Raw genomic sequence first — 20668 nt, 5'->3', positions numbered from 1 at the left:
TCAGCTGCATGCCGCGCGCAGACTGTCTTGTATTCGCATCAGATCGAATACGTGGCGGTTGTAGCTTCCAGACCAAAGACAACGGTAGGTAGTTGATCTAGGCCCTCACCTGGGGTCAGTTCCTCAAGCTGAGGGTTCCCGGGCAGCCGCTTCGGCCGTCTTCCTTGATCCCGGTACGTGGGACGCGAAGTCAGCGCCGGTGCCGACGGTGGTGCTCGTCGTTCGGGTCCGTCAGACCTAGCCGAGTGAGATCAGGTGACGCGCTCGCTTCCGCCAACAGGCGAGCACCGGAGGCGCTACGCCCACGGTGGGATGTACCGCTCACGTACTCGCGAGCACGAGGAAGCGGGTCGCGCCAATACTGATTCGGCATACGGGAGTGGTGCTCCTCGCAGAACTCAGCGAGACTAACTGCGATCTTGACCCGCTCCAGCGGGTGGCCTTCGAACTCTGTGTTGACCGCCAGCAACTGCGGCTCGGGATGCCAGCCTGAGTGGTCGAACGCCCAGCCGTCCCAGACCGCGTAGACGTGGAAGACCTGGCGCTCGCCAGCGAAGCGCACCGCCGCTATCTCAATCGACCGGTCCGCGTAGAACCCTCGGCATACCCAGGCGAGGACATGACACACCCCGGCAACGAAGAAGACCTGGTCTGTCCGCTCCCATGCGACGCGCTGGTCCGATCGCTCGATCTGCGTCCGACGAAACGTTCCCGCTGCTTTTGCTGTCATGACAGGGACGTTAGTCACTGGCCCGACGCAGTCGCTCATGCCGCGATTCGGGCGACGCCCACGTCCACCGGTTACTCATCGTGAGCAACGGGACGTGCGTCGCCCGGGCGACCGGCGCCGCAGGGTCCCCCAGCGCCACTCGCCCAGGCTTCTACACATTGGGCGTACCTGGCTCCGCACCGGAACCCGTACGCCGACAACATGTCCAACTGCCCGGCGGCCCGCAGTCTGCCGAGCAGCACCTCGTGCAGCCGTTGCCACACGCCGGCGTCGTTCCAGTCCCGCAGCCGCCGCCAGCAGGTCATGCCTGACCCGAACCCGAGTTCCTGGGGCAGGTACTCCCAGGGGATCGCGTGTAGAGCACGAACAGGATCCCGCACAGCCCAGACCATCATCACCGGGCACGCCTTCGGCAGAACCTGCGACGCGGCCACTACGAACTCGATACCGACGTCCCGCCCGCGCTGCGGGTGGCCGCCGCGTTCACCGAACTCGCCCAAGCGATCTGACCAACGCCCGCTGATGCGGCTCGGCGTGCCCGCCGATCCGCCAACGCAACAGAGCCCATGTGCCCGGGGCCGCGCACAACGTCGGCACCACGGCACCGACGCGGGTGGCCGACGCGGTCCGCGCCCTCCTCGACCGACCTGGCCTTCCCACCTCCCCGACGGACAGGTGGACACCCCTGCGCATCGGTAACACGGAGATCCGGCCGCTCGGTGGCGGCGTCGGCTGCCTGCTGATGATTATCTTCTCGGTCCTCGCCTCGATCGTGCTGACCGTCCTGGTCAACACGGTGCTCCGAGCGTTCACCTAGATCCGAAATGCAGACATGGTCTTTGATATTCACGAGGAGTAATGTAACCCGCACCCACGGTGTGGCAGCGGGTGCGACACCGACCTCACGGCACACCGCAGTCGGATGCGGAGGTCGAAAGATGCGAGACGAACAGCACCGTCGGTCGGTCAGCCGTCGGGACGTGATGCGCGGAGCAGCCATGCTCGGCGGGGCTGCCGCCACGGCCGGCCTGGTGGCACCGGGCACCGCGACTGCAGCCCTCGATCCGACACCGGTGAAGCCGGCCCGGGCCGGAGTGGCCGGGCTCGACGACTGGCTGGGCTCTCTGGTGCAGGTGGCGACCGTGGCGGCGAACGTCCTGCCGATGCTCGTGCTGGCGCAGCGGGGGCAGACGTCCGACCCGTACCAGAGCGGTGGCGTGCAGTTCGAGGTGATCAACATCGGCGGCGACCCGTCCCTCTACGCGCACAACGTCTCCGGTGGCGACGTGGGACTCTGCTACACGTTGACCCAGTCGGCGCCGGCGTCGAACACCAGCGTGTACCAGCCGCTGCCGCAGGGCGGCGCGTACAAGTGCGAGCCGGACCTCCAGGCCTTCTCCGACGGCCAGGTCTTCCTGGCCCCCAACCCGACCACCACCGCGTCGACCGGCGGCCTCGCCCGCACGCTGAGCTTCGCGGTGCGCGGGCTGACCATCGGGGCGGTGGTGCAGGTGGTCGGTGGTGTCAAGGTCTCGGTCACCAAGGACCCGGCGACCGACTCGTTCACCGCGGTCATCGAGGCCACCGGCACCCCGAAGACGCTGCGGGCCCAGGTCGAAGCGACCGGCCCGGACGGCAACATGGTCCGCGCGGTGTGGGACGCCTCCGGCTCACCGAGTCGGCCGAACAACGACACCATCAACCTTCCGCTCCCGGCGGGGGTGAACCTCGACCCGGTGGTGCAACTGCTCCAGCTCTACGTGGACCTCGACGCGCCCGGCCTGGACGCGGTCACCGAGGAACGCCGCAGCCGGGTGGTCTATCTCTGATTCCCCGCCGGCCGGCGGCGGAAGGGGCAGGTCCGCCGCCGGTCAGCCGGAGAAGCAGTATTCGTCGTAGCCGATCCACAGCCAGAGACCGACCCGGTATTCGGTGACCCGGACGTCCGTACCGGTTGCTCATTTGGCGATACAGCTAATGCTGTCCGCATCTACCGCGGGTGCTTTGGTCTGGCGGCGGTGTGTGCTGCACTTTGCTGCGTCGTGCTTATCCGGTCGACGCTGACACGCCGCCGCCTACGGGTGTACCGGCCGGTTCCGGTGCGGGTGACGCTGAGCGCATGAGCGGCAGGTGATTGCGTCACGCAAGGCGACCCTGTTGAAACGGTCAGTGTCCTCTCGTAGGGTGCGTTCGTGGCGCTGATCTACGCGTTTCAGGTTGAGGACGGCAGCTGGCACGGCGACTCCGGCAGGACTTATCGGGGTATGGGACCGGCGACGTACGCGACATTGACGTTTCGTCCGGGGCCTGACAGCGTCCGCCCGTACAGCAGTCGGCCGAGCGACGCCAGCGTCGAGGCCGTGTCCGGCTCGGCCGGCGGATGGCGCTCGAACTGCTCGCGGACCACGTCTGGCACCTCATGCCCGCACAGCTACAGGGGCGAGCAGCTCCAGCGCCACCGTCGCCTTGGGCACCGCATCGGCGTCGGCGGCGGCGGAGACCTGGGTCAGCAGCAACAGCCCCGCGGCATGGGTGACTGGGAGATCGTCGAGCGGGTCCGGTACCGCACAGAGCAGGTCGACCAGCTCGCCGGTCGCCTCCGGCGCGATTACCGGCTCCGGGGCGCGGGTGGCGAGGTGCCGCTGCACGCGGTCTCGCAGCTGCGCAAGCCGTTGTTTCCTCGACGTCGGAACCTCGTCCCCAGTGCCCGCTCCACATTGACCGCGGTACCTTACCTTTGCCCTGGTCCAGACGCGGGGTGCCCTGCGTTCGGCGCGACGGTCCTCGAATGGGATGAAGGTTCCGAGCGATCAGATCTCAGCGTCGGCACTCCATCCGAAGCCGTCAGTCTTCGCGGCTGACAGGGCCCAGATTCGGCGAAGCTCAGCCTGGCCGCGGCGCAAGCCACGACGCTCCGGCCACTGTTCCGCTATGTGATGCGGGCGGCAACACCCGTCGAGGGGCAGCCATGAAGTGGCCGCCGACCTCACATGTGCTTGCGAATATCGATTTTGCCGAGCAGGCGGTGTGCGGAACCGGTTACGCACACCAACAACTCGTGCGCCGTCATTCCGATTCGGTGGAGGCGCCGCTGGGGATGACACGCCCCAGTTCATCCGGCGTCCGCATCCGTTCAGCCGGACACGGGACAGCGGTTGAACGTCCACTGTGGATAACGGTTGGGTATCGACGTCGAACCGGGGTGCCGCACCACGATATCCATTGGCGGCATCGCGAGCCGCGGTGCGGAAGAACACTTCTGTGCGCCACGGAGGTCGGCGATGCGCGACGGCAACAAGAGCACGTCCGGTGAGCGGGCCGTCGACCTGATCCCCGGGCTGTGGCACGCGCGGCCGCCGCTGCGTCGCAGGCTGGTCCCGGCGCTGGCGGGGGCGATGGCCCTGGTCATCGCGGTGACCGGGGTGGGGGAGCTGCCGCCGCCGATCGATCCCCCGAAGGCGGGCCTCGACGTGCTGGCCGACGGGGCCGGGGGTGGGCAGGGCACGGCCGCGGCGCCGCGACAGCGGTGGGACGGCGAGTCGGAGACCGTCGCGGCGGCACGGTCGCGGACGAACCGGAAGGTCCCCGCCTCCCAGCGGTCGCGCCACCCGCAGCATTCGCTGCCGCAGCGACCGGGTGTCCCGGCGAACACGGCGACCGTGCAGCAGGCACCGGTCACCCCGGCGCGCGGCTATCAGTCGGCCACCAGCCGGGAGCTCGCGCCGCAGCGTGACGCGTACCGGCGGGCCTACGCGAATGCCGACGGCACCCAGACCACCGTCTTCTCCACGGCGCCGGTCAACTACCGGACCGCCACCGGCGGCTGGGCGCCGATCGACCCGAGGCTGACCGGCGACGCCGCCTCGGGCTGGCGCAACACGGCGGACGCGGTGCAGGTCCGGCTCGCCGCCCGGGCCGGCGCGCCGGCCGTGGCCCGCTTCGCCCTCACCGGCGGTCAGGCCGTGTCGTACGGGCTGGCCGGCGCCGCGTCGATTCCCGGAGAGGCCGACGGCGCACTGGTCACCTACCGTGGCGTGCTGCCCGGCGTGGACCTGGAGCTGGAGTCGCGCCCCGGCGCGCTGAAGGAGACGCTGGTCCTGCGCTCCCCGAAGGCCCCGAGGGCGTACGACTTCCCGCTGGCCCTTGAAGGGCTCACCGCGGCGGTGCGTGACGGCTCCGTGGAGCTGTCCGACGCGGCCGGCACGGTGCGGGCCGTCTTCCCGCCCGGCCACATGGTCGACGCCGCGCCCGTCCCGGTGACCTCGACGGCCGTCACCTACCAGCTGCGTACCGTCGGTGGTAAGATCCACCTGCGGGTGTCCGTGGACGACGGCTGGCTACGCGACCCGGCCCGGGTCTACCCGGTCCGCCTGGACCCGACGGTCGAACTGCCGGTCGCCGACGGCGCCGCCGACTCGGCCATGTACGTGCACGGCGGCAGCTCCGCCTCAGGCGCAAGCGAGCTGCGCGTCGGCACGGTGGACGGCGCCAACGCCGCCTCGTACGTGAAGTTCGGTGGCCTGGTGGAGCGACTGCGCCACCACACCATCTACGGCGCGCAGCTCCAGGTGGTCAACTACGACGCCGACTCCTGCCGGGCCCGCGAGGTGACCGTGCACCCGGTGACGGCCGCGTGGTCGGCCGGCACCGGCTACTCCCACCCCGGTCCCGCCGTCGGCGCCGCACTCGCCACCCGGTCGTTCGCACACGGGCACGTGGCGTTCGGCGAGGACCGGTCGGCCTGCCCGACGGCGGCCGAGGCGTTCGACCTGGGCGGCGCCGGGGGTGACCTGGTGCAGCGGTGGGTCGACGGAACGCAGGCCAACCACGGCCTGTCGTTGCGCGCCTCCACCGATCCGCTCAGCGGCAAGCGCTTCGCCGGCTTCGGCACGGCCAATCCGCCGAGGCTGTACGTGACGCACAGCCCGTACAACGCCTCGTACCACATCCCGAAGCCGGTGCCGAACCCGCCGGTCCTGCAGAACCAGGACGGTCGGGTCGCCGTGACGGTGACCAACCGCAGCGCCGAGGCGTGGGCGGTCGGCGCCTACTACCTGGCCTACCGGGCGTACAACGCGCGGACCGGCGCGGCGGTCACCCAGCAGCGCGCGGCCAACCTGACCGCCCCGGTGGCCCGCGGCGCCAAGGTGACCCTCGATGCGACGATCAAGGCGCTGCCGCCGGGCCGGTACTTCCTCGACTTCACGATGGTGCGTACCGGTGGCGCGGTCTTCACCGACCACCAGGTGCCGCCCGCCCGGATGGTGCTGGAGGTCGTCGACATCCCGCCGGTCGTGCAGGAGCTGTACCCGCCGAACGGCTACGCCGCGCCGACCCTGACCCCGCAGCTGTGGGCCCGCGCGGTGGACCTCGACGCGCCCCCGGGACTGTCGCTGTCCTACAAGTTCGAGGTGTGCGAGCAGACGGCGTCCGGCGGCAGCACCGGGTGCTTCGACTCCGGCTTCCAGGCCAGGACCGCCTGGACGGTGCCGGCCGGCCGGCTGTCGTGGAGCAGGACCTACCGGTGGCGGGTGATCGTCAAGGACGGCGGCAACGAGGTGCCGTCACCGACGTCGACGCTGCTCACCGCCGTGCCCCAGCCGGAGATCACCTCGCGGATCGCGGGCGCGACGACGGCGGCGCGCGACCGCGAGTTCGACGCCCAGACCGGCAACGTGTCCACCACCGCGATGGACGCCACGGTCACCACGGTCGGTCCCGAGCTGAACCTGGTCCGCACCTACAACAGCCTCGACCCGCGACGCGACGGCGCGTTCGGCGCCGGCTGGTCGACCCGGTACGACATGCGCGTCGTCCCCGACGCGGACGGCTCCGGCAACGTCCTGGTCACGTACCCGGACGGGCAGCAGGTGCGCTTCGGCCGTAATCCCGACGGCACCTTCGCCGCCCCGGCCGGCCGCACCGCCTCGCTGACCTGGAACGGCACCGGATGGACGCTTGTCGACAAGGCGAGGACGACGTACCAGTTCTCCGCCGCCGGCCGGCTCACGAAGATCACCGACGCGGCCCTGCGGTCGATCGTGCTCACCTACAACACCACCGACGGCAGGCTGGCCCGGGCGCGGGTCGCCAACAGCCAGACCAACACCGCCGGCCGGTCGCTGACCTTCACCTGGAGCGGCGCGCACGTGACCCGCGTCGCCGCGGACGCGGTCGGCGGCACGGCGCCCACCTGGACCTACGCCTACGACGGCGACCTGCTCACCTCGGTCTGCGCGCCCGGCAACGCCTGCACCCGGTACGGCTACGCGGCCGGCTCGAACTACCGCACGGGGATGCTCGACGCGAAGCCCGAGTCGTACTGGCGCCTCGGCGAGCCGCAGGGCACCGCCGCCGGCAGCGAGGTCGCCGTCAACCTGGGCAAGGATGCGGGTGTCCACACGGGCGTGATCCTCGGCACGGCGGGCGCGCTGGCCGGCACCGGCAACACCGCGGCCACCTTCAACGGCACCACCTCGGTCGTCGACCTGCCCAAGGGCGCGGTGAAGAAGGCCCGTGACACCGCGGTCGAGCTGTGGTTCAAGGCCAGCACCACCGGCGGTGGCGGCCCGCTGCTGGGCTACCAGGACAAGGCGCTCGGCGCCACCTCCACCACGGGCGTCCCGGTGCTGTACGTGGGCACCGACGGCCTGCTCCGTGGCCAGTTCGGCGGCTCCTCGATCGCGCCGCTGACCTCGACCGCCGCCGTCAACGACGGGCGCTGGCACCACGTGGTGCTGTCGGCCATGGGCGGCGTGCAGACGCTCTACCTCGACGGCGTCAGGACGGCCGAGCGCACCGGCACGACGGTCGAGCACTCGCTGCTCACCTTCAACCAGCTCGGCGCGGCGTACGTCACGACGCCGGCCTCCTGGCCGGGCTGGGGCACGACGGCCCGCCGGCACTTCACGGGCGCGATCGACGAGGTGGCCGTCTACTCCCACCCGCTGGGCCAGGCGGCGGTCACCGCGCACCACCGGTACGCCGCCGGCACCCACCAGCTGACCACCGTGACCCTGCCGAGCGGCAAGATCGCGGCGCAGTTCACGTACGACACCGCGGCCGACCGGGTCACGAAGCACACCGACCGGCACGGCGGCACGTGGACCGTCGGCGCGCCGCTGGTCTACGGCGGCGACACCGACCTGCGCCGCAGCGTGCAGGTGCTGGACCCGGCCAACCGGCCGCACCTGTTCGAGTACGACGCGCTCAGCGGCCAGCTGCTGCGCTCGGGCACGCCGCTCGGCCTGGAGACCCGCGAGGAGGACCGCCCCGGCTCGCCCGCGCCCCCGCCACCCCCGCCGCCGACGGAGGTGTGCTCCACGCCCGACCCGGGTGACCCGTCGTTCTGCACCGTCATCCCGGGCGACGCCGGCGGGCCGGTGTTCGTGCGGCACCCGCTGGACGGCATGGCGATCCGCACGTTCGAGTACGACGACCGCGGCAACCAGACCGTGGTCACGAACGAGAACGGCGACGCCGTGCGGATGACCCACGACCAGCGCGGCAACGTCACCTCCAAGCGGACCTGCCGCACCAGCGGGGTCTGCCACACCGCCTACACGACCTATCCGGCGACGGTCACCGACCCGTTCGACCCGCGTAACGACCTGCCGACCGAGTCGCGGGACGGGCGCTCGGCCAGCGCCACCGACAACACCTACCGGACCAGCTACACCCACACCCCGTTCGGCGAGCTGGCCACGCAGGCCAACCCGGACGGCGGCACCGTCCGGCACACCTACACCACCGGTGGCGAGGCGGCGTACGGCGGCGGCACCGTGCCGGCCGGCCTGCTGCTGACCACCACCGACACGCGCGGCAAAATCACCCGCTACGCGTACTACCAGAACGGCGACCTCTACCGGATCACGGAGCCGTCGGGGCTGGCCACCACCCGCACCTACGACGCGCTGGGCCGGTTGCTCACCGAGACGGAGACCTCCGACAGCTACCCGGCGGGCGTGGTCACCAGCCGCACCTACGACGCGCTGTCCCGGCCGGTCAGCATCACCGAGCCGGCCACCACCGACGCCGTGACCGGCCAGGCGCACCAGAAGCGCTCCACCACGACCTACGACGTGGACGGCAACGTGACCCGCGTCGAGGTCGACGACGTGCGCGGCGACGACGAGACCCGGGTCAACACGTGGGAGTACGACCAGTCCAACCGGCCGATCAAGACCACGGACGCGGAGGGCAACGAGACCGTCAAGAACTACGACCGGTTCGGCAACGAGACCACCGTCGTGGACGCGAACGGCAACCGGTACGACTACGCCTACACCGCGCGCAACGCGCTGGCCGAGGTCCGGCTGCGGGCGTACGCGGGTGACGAGGGCCCGACCACCGGCGACTACCTGGTGCTGCACACCTACACGTACGACCACGCCGGGCGGATGGCCAGCGACACCGACGCGATGGGCCGGCGGCTGGAGTACCAGTACTACGGCGACGACCAGCTGCACCGCCTCGTGCTGAAGAACTTCCGCAACGCCGACGGCAGCAAGCGCGACTACGTCGTGGAGGAGAACACGTACGACGGCGCCGGCAACCGCATCCGACAGGCCGTGGCCAACGGCACCTCGGTCACCCAGCAGACGTACACCCCGGCCGGCACCGTCGCCAGCGTCGTGGTCAACCCTGGCGCCGCCGCCCTGACCACGTCGTACGCGTACGACACGATGGGCAACGTCACCCGGATGACGCGTACCGGCCGGCCGTCCAACGTGCCGTGGAGCGTCTCCGCCGCCGGGGAGCGGGTCGACTACGCCTACGACGACAGCGGCAACCCGATCCGCCAGACGGTCGTCGCCGGCACGGCCAACCGGGTCACCACCGGCTCCTACGACCAGCGCGGGATGCTGACCGCCGCCACCGACCCGCTCGGGCGGACGATCCGCTACCAGCACGACGAGCTGGGCCGCCAGGTCAGGGTGGTCGCCCCACCGGTGGCCGCCGAGGAGAACGGCGCCGCGCCGAGCACCGTCACGCCGACCACCGTCACCGGCTACAACACCTTCGACGAGACGGTGCACACGGCCGACGCCCGGGGCAACGTCAGCCGCTTCACCTACAACCGACTGGGCCGCCAGGTCGGCAGCACCGCCCCGACGTACGCGCCACCCGCCGGAATCAGCTCGTTGCAGCCGACGACGACGGCCCGCTACGACGCGGCGGGCAACGTGGTCGAGACCGCCGACGCGCGGGGCAACGCCACCCGCTACCAGTACGACCAGCTGGGCCGGCTGGTCAGCCGGGACGCGCCGGCCGGCACCGCGGACCGGGCGGTGACCCGGTACACCTACACCCGTACCGGTCAGCTCCTGTCGGTGACCAGCCCCACCGGCAGCCGGACCGAGGCGACCTACGACGACCTCGACCGGCAGGTGACCGCCACGGTGCTGGAGCGGTACCCGACCGCCCGGACGCTCACCACGCAGTACCGCTACGACGACCGTGGCAACGTCACGTCGGTCGTGTCGCCCAGCGGCGCCACCACCGCCAACACGTACGACGTGTTCGACCAGCTCACCCGGGTCGTCGATCCCGCCGGGGTGGCCACCAGCTACGGCTACGACTTCGCCGGCCGGCAGGTGCGCGTCAGCGACGGGCTGGGCCGCACCGAGCGGATCGACTACGACCTGTTCGGGCTGATCACCGCCGAGTCGGACGTGGCGCCGGACGGCTCGATCCTGCGTACCCAGACCTACGGCTACGACGCGGCCGGCAACCTGACCTCGGCGGTCAGCCCGGGCGGCGTGCCCACCACCTACGAGTACGACGCGCTGGGCCGCCTGGCCCGGCAGGTGGAGCCGGTCACCGCCAGCTCCTCGATCACCACCAGCTTCGGCTACGACGCGGCCGGCAACCCCACCCGCTACACCGACGGGCGGGGCAACCGCACCATCTCCACGTACAACAGTTGGGGCCTGCTGGAGTCGCAGATCGAGCCGGCCACCGCCGCCCACCCCGCCGCGGCCGACCGCACCTGGACGGTGGCGTACGACGTCGCCGCGCAGCCGACCCGGCTGACCGCGCCCGGCGGGGTGACCCGGATCCGCAGCTACGACGCGGCGGGCCGGCTGACCGGCGAGACCGGCAGCGGCGCCGGCACCCCGGAGCGTGCCCTCGGCTACGACCTGGCCGGCCGGCTCGTCCGGGCCACCGCGCCGGTGGGCACCGACACGTTCGGCTACGACGACCGGGGCAACCTGCTCAGCGCCACGGGCCGGGCCGGCGCCGCCAGCTTCCGGTACGACGCCGACGGCCTTCTGACCAGCCAGACCGACGCGTCCGGGACCGCCACCTACACCTACACGAAGCGGCGGCTGACCGCGGCCCGCGACGGCATCACCGGCGTCACCCAGAGCTACAGCTACGACGCCGCCGGGCAGCCGACCAGAATCGACTACGGCTCCGGCCGGATCCGCACCTTCGCCTACGACAACCTGGCGCGGGTGAGCAGCGACGTCACCCGCAACGCGGCCGGGCAGTCGGTCAGCTCGGTCAACTACACCTACGACGCCGACGACAAGCTCATCGGCAAGACCACGGCCGGAACGGCCGGGGCGGGCAAGCACACCTACGCCTACGACCTGGCCGGGCGCCTGATCTCGTGGACCGGGCCGCAGGGCACCGTGGCGTACGCCTGGGACGCCTCCGGCAACCGGATCAGGGCCGGCGCGAAGACCGCCAGCTACGACGAGCGCAACCGGCTGCTGTCCGACTCGGACTACACCTACACCTACACCGCGCGGGGCACGCTCGCCTCGCGGACCAGCTCCGGGCTGACCGAGAGGTACGCCTTCGACGCGTTCGACCGGCTCACCGCGGCCGGCAGCGTGACGTACACGTACGACGCGCTGAACCGGGTGGCGGCCCGTGGCACCTCCTCGTTCGGTTATGCGGGCCTGGCCGACGACGTGGTCACCGACGGCACCGGCCGCTTCTCCCGGGGGCCGGCCGGCGAGGTGCTCGCCGTGGGCGAGGGCAACGAGCAACTGCTGGCCCTCACCGACGGGCACGGCGACGTGGTGGCCGGCATCGACCCCACGGACACCGCGCTGACCGAACTTGCCGACTCGAAGGCGTACGACCCCTTCGGCAAGGTGGTCGCCACCGAGGGTGACACCGGCGACCTGGGCTTCCAGGGCGACTGGACCGACCCGAGCACCGGCCAGGTCGACATGGGTGCGCGTTGGTACGAGCCCGGCACCGGCGCGTTCACCTCCCGCGACACGGTCAACTACCGCACCGGCGACTCGATCCTGGCGAACCGGTACACCTACGCGGCAGGCGACCCGCTGGCGCACGTCGACCCGGACGGGCACTGGCCCTCGTGCAGCTGGTGCAAGTCCGTGGTCAACAGTGTCAAGAAGACGGCCTCCAGCGCCTGGTCGGGCGCGAAACGGGTGGCCGCCAGCGCCTGGTCGGGCGTGAAGCGGGCCACCTCCCACGCCTGGTCCGGGCTGAAGGCGGGGGCCAGCTACGCCTGGGCCGGTGTGAAGCGGGCGGCCAGCTGGATCGGCTCGGCGGTCCGGAAGGCGGCCAGCGCCATCTCCAGCGGCGCCAGGTGGCTCTACAACAAGGCCCGCACAGCCGTCAGCTGGGTCGGCAGCAAGATCAAATCATCGGCCACCTGGGTCGCCAGCAAGGTGTCGCGCGCATACCGAACGGTGAGCGGCGCGGTCTCGGCGGGGATGACCTGGGCCAGGCAGAAGGCCGAACAGGCGCGCCAGGCGATCCACGAGGCGAAGCGGCGGGTCACCGAGACCGCGCGTCGGGCCATCGAGTACGCGGCCAGGCACAACCCGGTCCAGGCGGTGGCCGCCGCGCTCAAGCCGGTCGTGTCGACCATCAAGACGGTGGTGTCGGCGGCGGCACACATCCCGGCCGCGGTGGTCGCCGGCGTCCGCGACGTGGTGGCCGACACGGTCCGGGGCGCCAAGGTCATCTACCAGGCGGCGGTCCACGCGGTCGGCACGGTCGTCGAGGAGGTCTCCAAGGCGACCGAGGCTGTGGTGGACTTCGCCCAGGCGGCGGCGCCCTACGTGAAGGACGGGCTGAGCATGGTCGCCGACGCCGTCGGCGTCACCGACCTCGTCGACTGCGTGAGCAAGGGCGACCTCGAGGCGTGTGCCTGGACCGTGGCGACGGTCGCCGGCTTCGCCCTCGGTGGCGTCGGCGGCGGGGCGGTGCGCGCGGCACGCGTGGCACGGCTGGCGACGCAGCACGGCGACGAGGTCGCCGACGTCATCCGTGGGGGAACCCGGGTGCCCACCACCCGGCGGGTGGACGACGCCGCCGACGTCGCGTCCTGCGCCACCGGCAACAGCTTCACCGGCGACACGCTGGTCCGGATGGCGGACGGCTCGACCAAGCCGATCAGCGAGGTCCAGGTGGGGGAGAAGGTGCTCTCCACCGACCCCACCACCGGCCGCACGGGCGCCTTCGCGGTCACCGCCGTCATCGTCGGCGAGGGACGCAAGGAGCTGGTCGAGGTCGAGGTGGACACCGACGGCCCGGGCGGTTCGGCCAGCGCCACGGTCACCGCGACCGAGGGCCATCCGTTCTGGTCACCGGAGCGGAACGCCTGGGTCGAGGCCGGCGACCTCGTCGCCGGTGAGGAGTTGCGGACCTCCAGCGGGGGGACCGGGACGGTGCTGGCGACCCGGGAACGTACCGAGCGGGAGCGGGTCTACAACCTGACCGTCGACTCGACGCACACGTTCTACGTGCTCGCCGGCGGGCTGGACCTGCTGGTGCACAACACCGACGCGGGGTGCCCGGTCCACGGCCCGTCGTCCCTGCCCGAGCAGTGGGGCTTCAAGCCCGATGGCAAATGCAAATGCGGCGGCGTCGAACTGGAGGACAGCGGCCTCAGCACGTACAAAGACGTTCTGGACCCCGAGCGCATGAAAGAGCTCGAGGAGGCCATCAAGAGGGGCAGCGAGCGGGCGAGCCTGGGGATGGACGTCCTTGACGAGGCCACAGGGGTTGCGGAAACCGTTCGCGATCTCTGGAAACTGCCGAACGCGCCGGACCCGGCGGACCTTGGCTGACGCCGGTCGCCCGAATACCCCCATCCACAGGCGAACAACAACGACAAAGGGAAGTGACGTGTTGACCGAAGGCACGTACAGATCGCGGCCGGCGCGGCTGCTGACCGTGCTGGTGCTACTGGTGGCGGCGTTGGGCGTGGCCGTCTCGCGCCCGTCGCCGGCCGCCGCGGACGCGGCCGGGCTGGGCGGCGACTACGTGTCGCTGCCGAGAGGCGCCGCGCTGCTCGACACCCGTACCGGGATCGGCGGGCGGACCGGCAAGGTCGGGGCCGGCGGCGTGGTGACGTTTCCGGTCCTGGGCGTCGGCGGCGTCCCCTCCTCGGGAGTGAGCGCGGTCCTGATCCGGCTGGTGACGACGGACGGCACCGCCACCACCTACCTGCGGGCCTACCCGGACGGCACCACCCCGAACGGGGTGTCGATGCTCAACACCTCGCCGGGGGAGCAGGTCTCCAACACCGCGGTCGTCCGCCCCGGCGGCAACGGCCGGATCGCCGTACGGCAGGACGCCGGCAGCTCGCACATCATCATCACCGCGCAGGGATACTTCCGCTCCACCGTCGGTGGCGGCGGCGGGTTCGTGCCGGTCGCGTCGGACAAGCTGGTCGACACCCGGGACGGCACGGGTACGACCAAGGCGAAGATCGCCGCGCAGGGCACCCGCACGGTGACGCTGACCGGCGGCGCGATCCCGGCGACCGCGACCGCCGTGCTGGCCAACGTGATCGCCGTCAACGTGACCAGGCCCGGCTGGCTCGGCGTGATGCCGGCCGGCGGCGGCGCGCCGCCGCACTCGGCGGTGAGCTTCGAGGAGACCGGGCACACCGGGCACCTCACCTCGGTGCCGCTCTCCGCGGCCGGCCAGGCCACGTTCACCAACCAGAGCGGTGCCGCCGTCGACCTGATCGTCGCGCCGTACGGCTACATCAGCGGCGACGCCGGTCAGGGAGCCGGCTTCCGGCACCTCGCGGCCACCCGGCTCCACGACGGCTCGGTCGCGGCCGGTGGGACGGTCGACGTGCAGGTGACCGGAAAGCTCGGTATGCCCACCCGGGGCGTCGCCGGCGTGGTCCTCAACGTGACCGCCGTCGCCCCGTCCGCCGCCGGCAGTGTCCAGGTGTGGCCGACCGGCGGCGCCGTGCCCGCCGTCTCCCAGGTGCACACGCGCAAGTCGCACAGCGTGACCGGCCTGGTCATCGTCCCGCCCGGCACCGACGGCGCGATCCGGCTGAGGCACACGCTGGCCGCGTCCACCCGCCTCATCGTGGACATCCAGGGTTACTTCGCCGACCCGATCCCGGCGGCCCCGGTGGAGTCGTTCGCGGCGTCGGTGGGCGTGCAGGCCGGCCCGGTGACGGGTGCGTCGCTGGGCATGGTCGAGTACGCGTACACGGACAACATCGGCCGGGTGCTGATCGGGCACCAGACCGACGTGGACAACTTCGGCTCGGTGCAGTGGACCGTGGTGTCGGGCAACGAGGCGTTCTCGGGCCGGCCGTCGCTGGGCGTGCTGGGTGACGGCAAGGTGCAGGTGGCGGCCCGCTACTCGGATTCGGACGTGTGGGCGCGCACCCAGACGGCGGTGGGTTCGGCGACGTGGGGTGCCTGGGCCGACTTCGGCGGCTCGATGGCCGCCGCCCCGGCGGTGACCCGGCTGCCCTCCGGCACGATGGCCGTGTTCGCCGTCGACGCCGACGGCAAGCTCTGGGTCTACCAGCAGGCCGGCACCATCCCGGCCTGGCGGGTACTGAGCGACCAGGACTTCGTCGGCACGCCGGTCGTCGCGCAGACCCGTACCGGCGTGCGGTTGTTCCTGCGCACCGCCGCCGGCACGGTGGTCACGGCCGAGTACGTCGAGGGCACCCTGTCCCCCTGGACGAACCTCGGCGGCACCGGCACCAGCACGCCCGCCGTGGTGGTGTACCCCGGCTACCGGACGCGGGTCTTCGTGCAGAACCTCGACGGCAGGATCGCGACGAAGTACCAGGACGCGGCGGGGACGTTCCCGGCGGCCTGGACCTCGCTGGGGTCGTACGTGTCGGCGGGCGCGCCGGCGGCGGTCCTGGACCCGGTGCTGGGCCGCACGGCGGTCGTCACCCGCAGCCCGTCGGGCGCGGTCATGCTGTCGTGGGAGACGGCGCAGGGTTCGGGGGTGTTCGGCGCGTGGTCGGCCGCGATCCCGGACCTGTTCGAGTCGGCGGCGACGGATCCGACGATCGTGCCGGTGACCAACGGCGCGGGGCAGACGTGGCTGATCCTGTTCCGCAACGCCAACAACGCCAGCCGCATCTACGAGCGGCAGCCGGTGACGGGTCTCGCCGCCGCGACCGACCGCAGCTCGACCTCGGGGGCGGAGCGGACCGGGGACGCCGCTCCCGCGGCGGTCGCGCGCGGCGTCTTCGCCGCACACACCCTCCCCGCCCCACCGGCCTGACAGCACACGGGTGGGCGCGGCCCGGTCCGCGCCCACCCGGTACCGGCACACAGCAACGTCACCTCTCGATATTGATCAGTCGGCCGTTCACCGGGCCGTCGCCCCCATCGGGAACCGGCGGCGCCCCGCGACGCCGGCTCGATGGGAAGGCATGTCATGAACCGGTCACGATGGCGCGGCGGGTTGGCCGCCGCGCAGGTCGCGGCGCTGCTGGCGGTGGTCCAGCCGGCTCCCGCGCGGGCCGCCGACACGGTGAGCTGCGCCGCCCAGACGTCGGTCTTCGCCGCCGAACCCGGCGGCCGGCTCTGGCGGTACGCGCTCAACGCGCCCGGTAGCACCAGCCTGAGCTTCTCGGGCCGCAGTCAACTCGGCACCGGCTGGCAGAAGTACGGGCGGGTGATCGGTGGCCCGGGTGGGCGGCTCTACGGCATCAACGCGAACGGGCTGTACCGCTACCGCTGGACGAGCAGCGGCTGGGAGCAGATCAACGGCAGCACCGCCCAGCGGATCAGCACCGGCTTCACCCAGTTCGCGACCGCCGGCGCCCGGGACAGGATCACCGTCGACGAGCGGGGCGACTTCTACGCCGTCGACGCGGAGGGCAGGCTGCGCACCTACCGGTACGACGAGGCGACCGGTGCCTGGGCCTTCTCGAATCGCCTGCTCGACACCGGGTGGGGCCGGTTCAACCTCATCGTCGCCGCCGGCCAGGGTGTGCTGTTCGCCCGGGACGCCACCGACGGTCGGCTCTTCCGCTACCGCTACGACGCGGACAGCCAGCGGTGGATCGACTACCAGTCGCAGCTCGGCACGGGCTGGAACGTGTTCACCAAGGGCATCTTCTCGGCCGGCGGGGACACCCTGTTCGGGATCGAGGCCAGCGGGACCCTGGCGCAGTACCGCTTCCGCGAGGACAACGGCACCTGGGTGCTCCTGCGGCGGACCGCCGGCAGCTCCTGGCACAGCTTCAGCAACGTGGCGGCCGTCACCAACGCCTGCACGTTGGCCGTGTCGCACGTCCCGGCCCGGCCGTCGGTGCCGGTGGCGCAGTACGCTCCGGCGAGCGTGACGCAGGCCAGCTCGAACAGCATCGAGCTCGCGCACACCGACAACATCGGCCGGCTGCTGCACGGCCGGATGAGCCCGGACAACTTCAGCTCGCTGCAACTGACCGCGGTCTCCGGCAGCGAGGGGTTCAGCGGCGTGCCGGCGCTGTCGGAGAACACGCAGAACCTGACGCGGGTCACGGCTCGCAACGTCAACAGCGACGCCTGGACCCGTACCCAGTCCGCCGCCGGGAGCCCCGGTTGGAGCGGCTGGGCCGACCTGGGCGGCCGGATGGCCACCGGGCCCGCCACGGTGCGCCTCTCCGACCAACGTGAGGTGGTGTTCGCGGTGGACGCGGGTGGCGCCCTGTGGGCCCGGCGGCAGGACCCGGTGCACGCGGACCTGCTGGCCTGGCGCAAGCTCGGTGGCAGCGGCCTGACCGGTACTCCGGTGGCGGTGCCGCTGGCCGGCGCGAGCGCCCTGGTCGTCGTCGCCGACCGCGCCGGCACGTTGCAGGCGGCCCTGTACACGGGCGGCACGCTGGGGGCGTGGACCAGCCTCGGCGGCAGCGGCTTCACCGGCACCCCGGCCGTCGTGGTGATGCCCGGCTACCGGCTGCGGATCTTCTCCCGCAACTCCGCCGGCCGGATCGCGGCCACCGAACGCCGCATCGACGGCACCTTCACCGGGACGTGGACGCCGGTCGGCGGCACCGGTGTCGTGCCTGCGGGCGCGCCGAGTGCGCTGCTGAGCCCGGTCACGGGCCGCATCGGCGTCTACGTGCGTGGCACCGACGGCTACATCCACTACGCCGCCGAGACGGCGCAGGGCAGCGGCACCTGGGGCGCCTTCATCCCGGCCCAGGACGCGTTCGAGAGCTACGCCACCGATCCGACCGCGTTCAGCTTCGTCAACGCCAACGGTGCGAACGTGGCCTACCTCGCCCGTACCCCCGCCGGCTCGCTGCGGTTGTACACCGTCCAGGAGCCGACCTCCTGGAACGCCGGCGCGGCCCGTGCCCGTACGACCAGCGCGTCGACCGAGCGTCCGGTCTTCCACCGGCACGTGCTTCCCCCACCGCCTCCCGTCGACTGACCGGAGGCCGGACCCGGAAGGGGCCCGTGGGCTGACCGCCCCCGGGCCCCTTCCCGCTGCCCGGGTGCGACCGGGCCGGTCACGCGGCCCCGGTCGTCGGCCGAGCCTGCGAGCGGCTTGTACGCAGCGTGTACGGCGGTTGTACCCACCGGTCTCCGGGGCGCGCTAGCTTCTAGCTGCCCACCCGACCGACGGGGTTGTCCGGGTCGCTGCTTCCTGATGGGAAAAGGCAGATGTGTCCTGTACCGACGGCGAGGACCGACGTCGCGCTTCCGCAGGCCGCTCCGGCGGAGGAGCACGCGGCGGACGCGCTCGAGCGCATCCGTGGCAAGGCCGAACAGGTGGACGTCGCCCTGCTGCGGAACGGGCTCTCACCCCGGCTCGACGGCATCGACGGCGCTCATGTGCAGCTCCTGGCCGGGCTGGCGGACGAGCTGCCGCCGCTGGTCGTGCACCGGTCGACGATGCGGGTGGTGGACGGGCTGCACCGGCTCGCCGCGGCGCGCACGCGCGGCCAGCGGCAGGTGCCCGTGGTGTACTTCGACGGGACCTCCGAGGAGGCGTTCGTCCTCGCGGTGCGGCTCAACGCGACCCACGGCAAGGCGCTGCGCGTGAAGGACCGGGCGGCTGCGGTGCGGCGCATCCTCGACACATATCCCGACTGGTCGGACCGCTGGATCGCCTCCGTGTGCGGGGTCGCGCCGCGCACGGTCGCCAAGGCGCGACAGGGTGCTGCCGACACCGGTCAGCGGCTCGGGACCCGGATCGGCCGCGACGGCAGACGCCACCCGCTCTCCGCCGAGGAGGGCCGCCGGACGGCCGAGCAGATCATGCGCGAGGAACCGTCAGCCAGCCTGCGCGAGGTGGCCCGCCGCGCCGGCGTGTCCGTCGGCACCACCCTGGACGTACGGCGGCGGATGTTGGGCGGCGAGCCCGAGCTGGTCAGCCACACCGCCGGCGCGGCACGGCCCGTGGCGGCACAGCGGGTCGCGGCGGACGCCGGACAGCTCAGCATGCGCAGGATCCGGGCCCAGTTGGGGTGGCTGGTCCAGGAGCCGGCTCTGCGCTACACGGACCAGGGCCGGGCGCTGCTCCGACTGGTGTCGGCCACGCTGGCGTTCCTCGAGCAGTCCGGCTCGATGGAGGGCGTGGCACCCGTCCACTGCCGGCACTCGTTGGACGCGATCGCCCGTGCCTGCGCCAGCGGCTGGCTCGACTTCGCCGATCAGTTCGGCGACGAGAAGACGCCGTCCCGAGTGGGCTGACCGCCTTCGAACGAGCGGTCGACTGTTGGCGAGGGGTGCCCACTGTCGTCGACGAGCCGGTCGGCGCCAGCCGGACGCTGCCGTGCGCTGTCGGCTGCGCCGCGCGCCCGGGCGACGAGATCCTCGAGGCTGGCCAGGTAGGCGTCGAACCTCGCGCGCCCGTTGTCCGTCAGGCGGACGGAGGTCTGGCGCCGGACGTTGTGGTCCTTGCGGATCTCCACGAAGCCGGCCTGTTCGAGCGTCGTGAGTTGTTTGGACAGCGCGGAGTCGCTGGTGCCGATGCTGTCCCGCAGGAAGGAGAACAGCACCCACTCGGCCGGGGCGAGCAGAGCGCAGATGTTCAACCGGGCGGGGGTGTGCAGGAACCCGTCCAGGCCGGCTGCGGGCAGCGGTGCGCCGGGAGCGGTGGGCGTCGCCGGTCGGGGGCGGTTCACGGGCGCAGGCTGGCGGCCAGGCGCGCCTGCACCGGCCGGCTGAGCAGGGCGATGGTCACGGCGGCGCCGAGGGCACCGATGGTGTTGGGCATCGGCCAGTGCAGGGCGCGGACGACGAACTGCACGGCGATGTCGGCGGCGAGGGCCAGGACGAAGGTCGCCACCAGCGCCACCTTCCAGTGCCGGGACGAGCGGGTCGGCCGGAGCTGGACGCCGCGGTTCCACGCCGTCCCCAGGCCGAGGACCACCAGCAGGGCCCACAGCCAGATCATGTCGGCGTCGATGAGCAGACCCAGGGCGATGACGCCGAGGCAGATGGTCCACAGCGCGCGTGGGGACCAGGCGGCGGTGCCGGCCTCGATGCTCTGACGACGGCGCTCGGCCACCTGTGCCAGTGTCTGTTCTGCTTCGCGTGGGTTCATGGGTCCTCTCCCGAACGGACGATTAGCTTTCCTCACAGGAAAGTAGCGCGTACTTTCCTCGCGGGCAAGTTGAGCCGCCTCCCGTGCCGGGATCGGAAAAGGGCTCTTCGTGGCGCTCAGGCCCGCAGTTCGTCTTTGCTTGACCATTCCGTGACCGGCGAGCCCGCCTGACGTGTG

At 71.9% G+C, this 20668-nt stretch carries 10 protein-coding genes and 1 pseudogene; 6 read left to right on the top strand and 5 right to left on the bottom strand.

Annotation, left to right across the window (positions count from 1 at the left end):
• Positions 1–190: 190 nt before the first annotated feature.
• Entirely contained in the window at positions 191–730 is a 540-nt protein-coding gene (locus tag ACFHW0_RS27250) for a hypothetical protein (RefSeq protein ID WP_416612112.1), read from the bottom strand.
• A gap of 202 nt (positions 731–932) precedes the next feature.
• Positions 933–1118: pseudogene (locus ACFHW0_RS27245) on the bottom strand (transposase); the annotation flags it as partial.
• A gap of 180 nt (positions 1119–1298) precedes the next feature.
• Between ACFHW0_RS27245 and ACFHW0_RS27240 the strand changes: the two are divergent.
• Entirely contained in the window at positions 1299–1547 is a 249-nt protein-coding gene (locus tag ACFHW0_RS27240; RefSeq protein WP_416612110.1) for a hypothetical protein, read from the top strand.
• Positions 1548–1668: 121 nt separating this feature from the next.
• Positions 1669–2559: a twin-arginine translocation signal domain-containing protein gene (locus ACFHW0_RS27235; RefSeq protein WP_416612108.1), complete on the top strand. Its 891-nt coding sequence runs from the start codon at positions 1669–1671 to the stop codon at positions 2557–2559.
• Positions 2560–3147: 588 nt separating this feature from the next.
• On the opposite strand, the gene ACFHW0_RS27230 is transcribed toward ACFHW0_RS27235, so the two are convergent.
• Positions 3148–3378, bottom strand: a complete 231-nt coding sequence (locus ACFHW0_RS27230) for a hypothetical protein (protein ID WP_416612106.1) — start codon at positions 3376–3378, stop codon at positions 3148–3150.
• Positions 3379–4011: 633 nt separating this feature from the next.
• Between ACFHW0_RS27230 and ACFHW0_RS27225 the strand changes: the two genes are divergently transcribed.
• The 4 genes from ACFHW0_RS27225 (at position 4012) to ACFHW0_RS27210 (ending at position 19635) form a co-directional block, all read left to right on the top strand.
• On the top strand, positions 4012–13794 hold the full coding sequence (locus tag ACFHW0_RS27225) for a polymorphic toxin-type HINT domain-containing protein (protein ID WP_416612104.1): 9783 nt from the start codon (positions 4012–4014) through the stop codon (positions 13792–13794).
• A gap of 58 nt (positions 13795–13852) precedes the next feature.
• Positions 13853–16228: a hypothetical protein gene (locus ACFHW0_RS27220; RefSeq protein ID WP_416612102.1), complete on the top strand. Its 2376-nt coding sequence runs from the start codon at positions 13853–13855 to the stop codon at positions 16226–16228.
• A gap of 156 nt (positions 16229–16384) precedes the next feature.
• The gene (locus ACFHW0_RS27215) at positions 16385–18370 is read left to right on the top strand and encodes a tachylectin-related carbohydrate-binding protein (RefSeq protein ID WP_416612100.1); all 1986 of its coding nucleotides are present in this window, start codon (positions 16385–16387) and stop codon (positions 18368–18370) included.
• A gap of 233 nt (positions 18371–18603) precedes the next feature.
• Positions 18604–19635, top strand: a complete 1032-nt coding sequence (locus ACFHW0_RS27210; RefSeq protein ID WP_416612098.1) for a ParB N-terminal domain-containing protein — start codon at positions 18604–18606, stop codon at positions 19633–19635.
• Here the strand turns inward: ACFHW0_RS27210 and ACFHW0_RS27205 are convergent.
• A complete protein-coding gene (locus ACFHW0_RS27205; protein WP_416612096.1) occupies positions 19596–20069 on the bottom strand; it encodes a winged helix-turn-helix domain-containing protein in 474 nt (157 codons plus the stop codon). The genes ACFHW0_RS27210 and ACFHW0_RS27205 overlap by 40 nt on opposite strands.
• The gene (locus ACFHW0_RS27200) at positions 20066–20455 is read right to left on the bottom strand and encodes a hypothetical protein (RefSeq protein WP_416612094.1); all 390 of its coding nucleotides are present in this window, start codon (positions 20453–20455) and stop codon (positions 20066–20068) included. The genes ACFHW0_RS27205 and ACFHW0_RS27200 overlap by 4 nt, the downstream gene beginning before the upstream one ends.
• Positions 20456–20668 lie beyond the last annotated feature (213 nt).

This window comes from Micromonospora sp. LOL_025 (assembly GCF_048060285.1).
Taxonomy (GTDB): Bacteria; Actinomycetota; Actinomycetes; order Mycobacteriales; family Micromonosporaceae; genus Micromonospora.
The sequence above is the reverse complement of the archived record's forward strand: the minus strand, read 5'-3'. Positions and strand labels throughout refer to the sequence as shown.

Excerpts from the sequence above, each read along its gene's own strand:
- ACFHW0_RS27225 (WP_416612104.1), top strand. The coding sequence starts at position 4,012 with ATGCGCGACGGCAACAAGAGCACGTCCGGTGAGCGGGCCGTCGACCTG.
- ACFHW0_RS27250 (WP_416612112.1), bottom strand. The coding sequence starts at position 730 with ATGACAGCAAAAGCAGCGGGAACGTTTCGTCGGACGCAGATCGAGCGA.
- ACFHW0_RS27235 (WP_416612108.1), top strand. The coding sequence starts at position 1,669 with ATGCGAGACGAACAGCACCGTCGGTCGGTCAGCCGTCGGGACGTGATG.
- ACFHW0_RS27215 (WP_416612100.1), top strand. The coding sequence starts at position 16,385 with ATGAACCGGTCACGATGGCGCGGCGGGTTGGCCGCCGCGCAGGTCGCG.
- ACFHW0_RS27210 (WP_416612098.1), top strand. The coding sequence starts at position 18,604 with ATGTGTCCTGTACCGACGGCGAGGACCGACGTCGCGCTTCCGCAGGCC.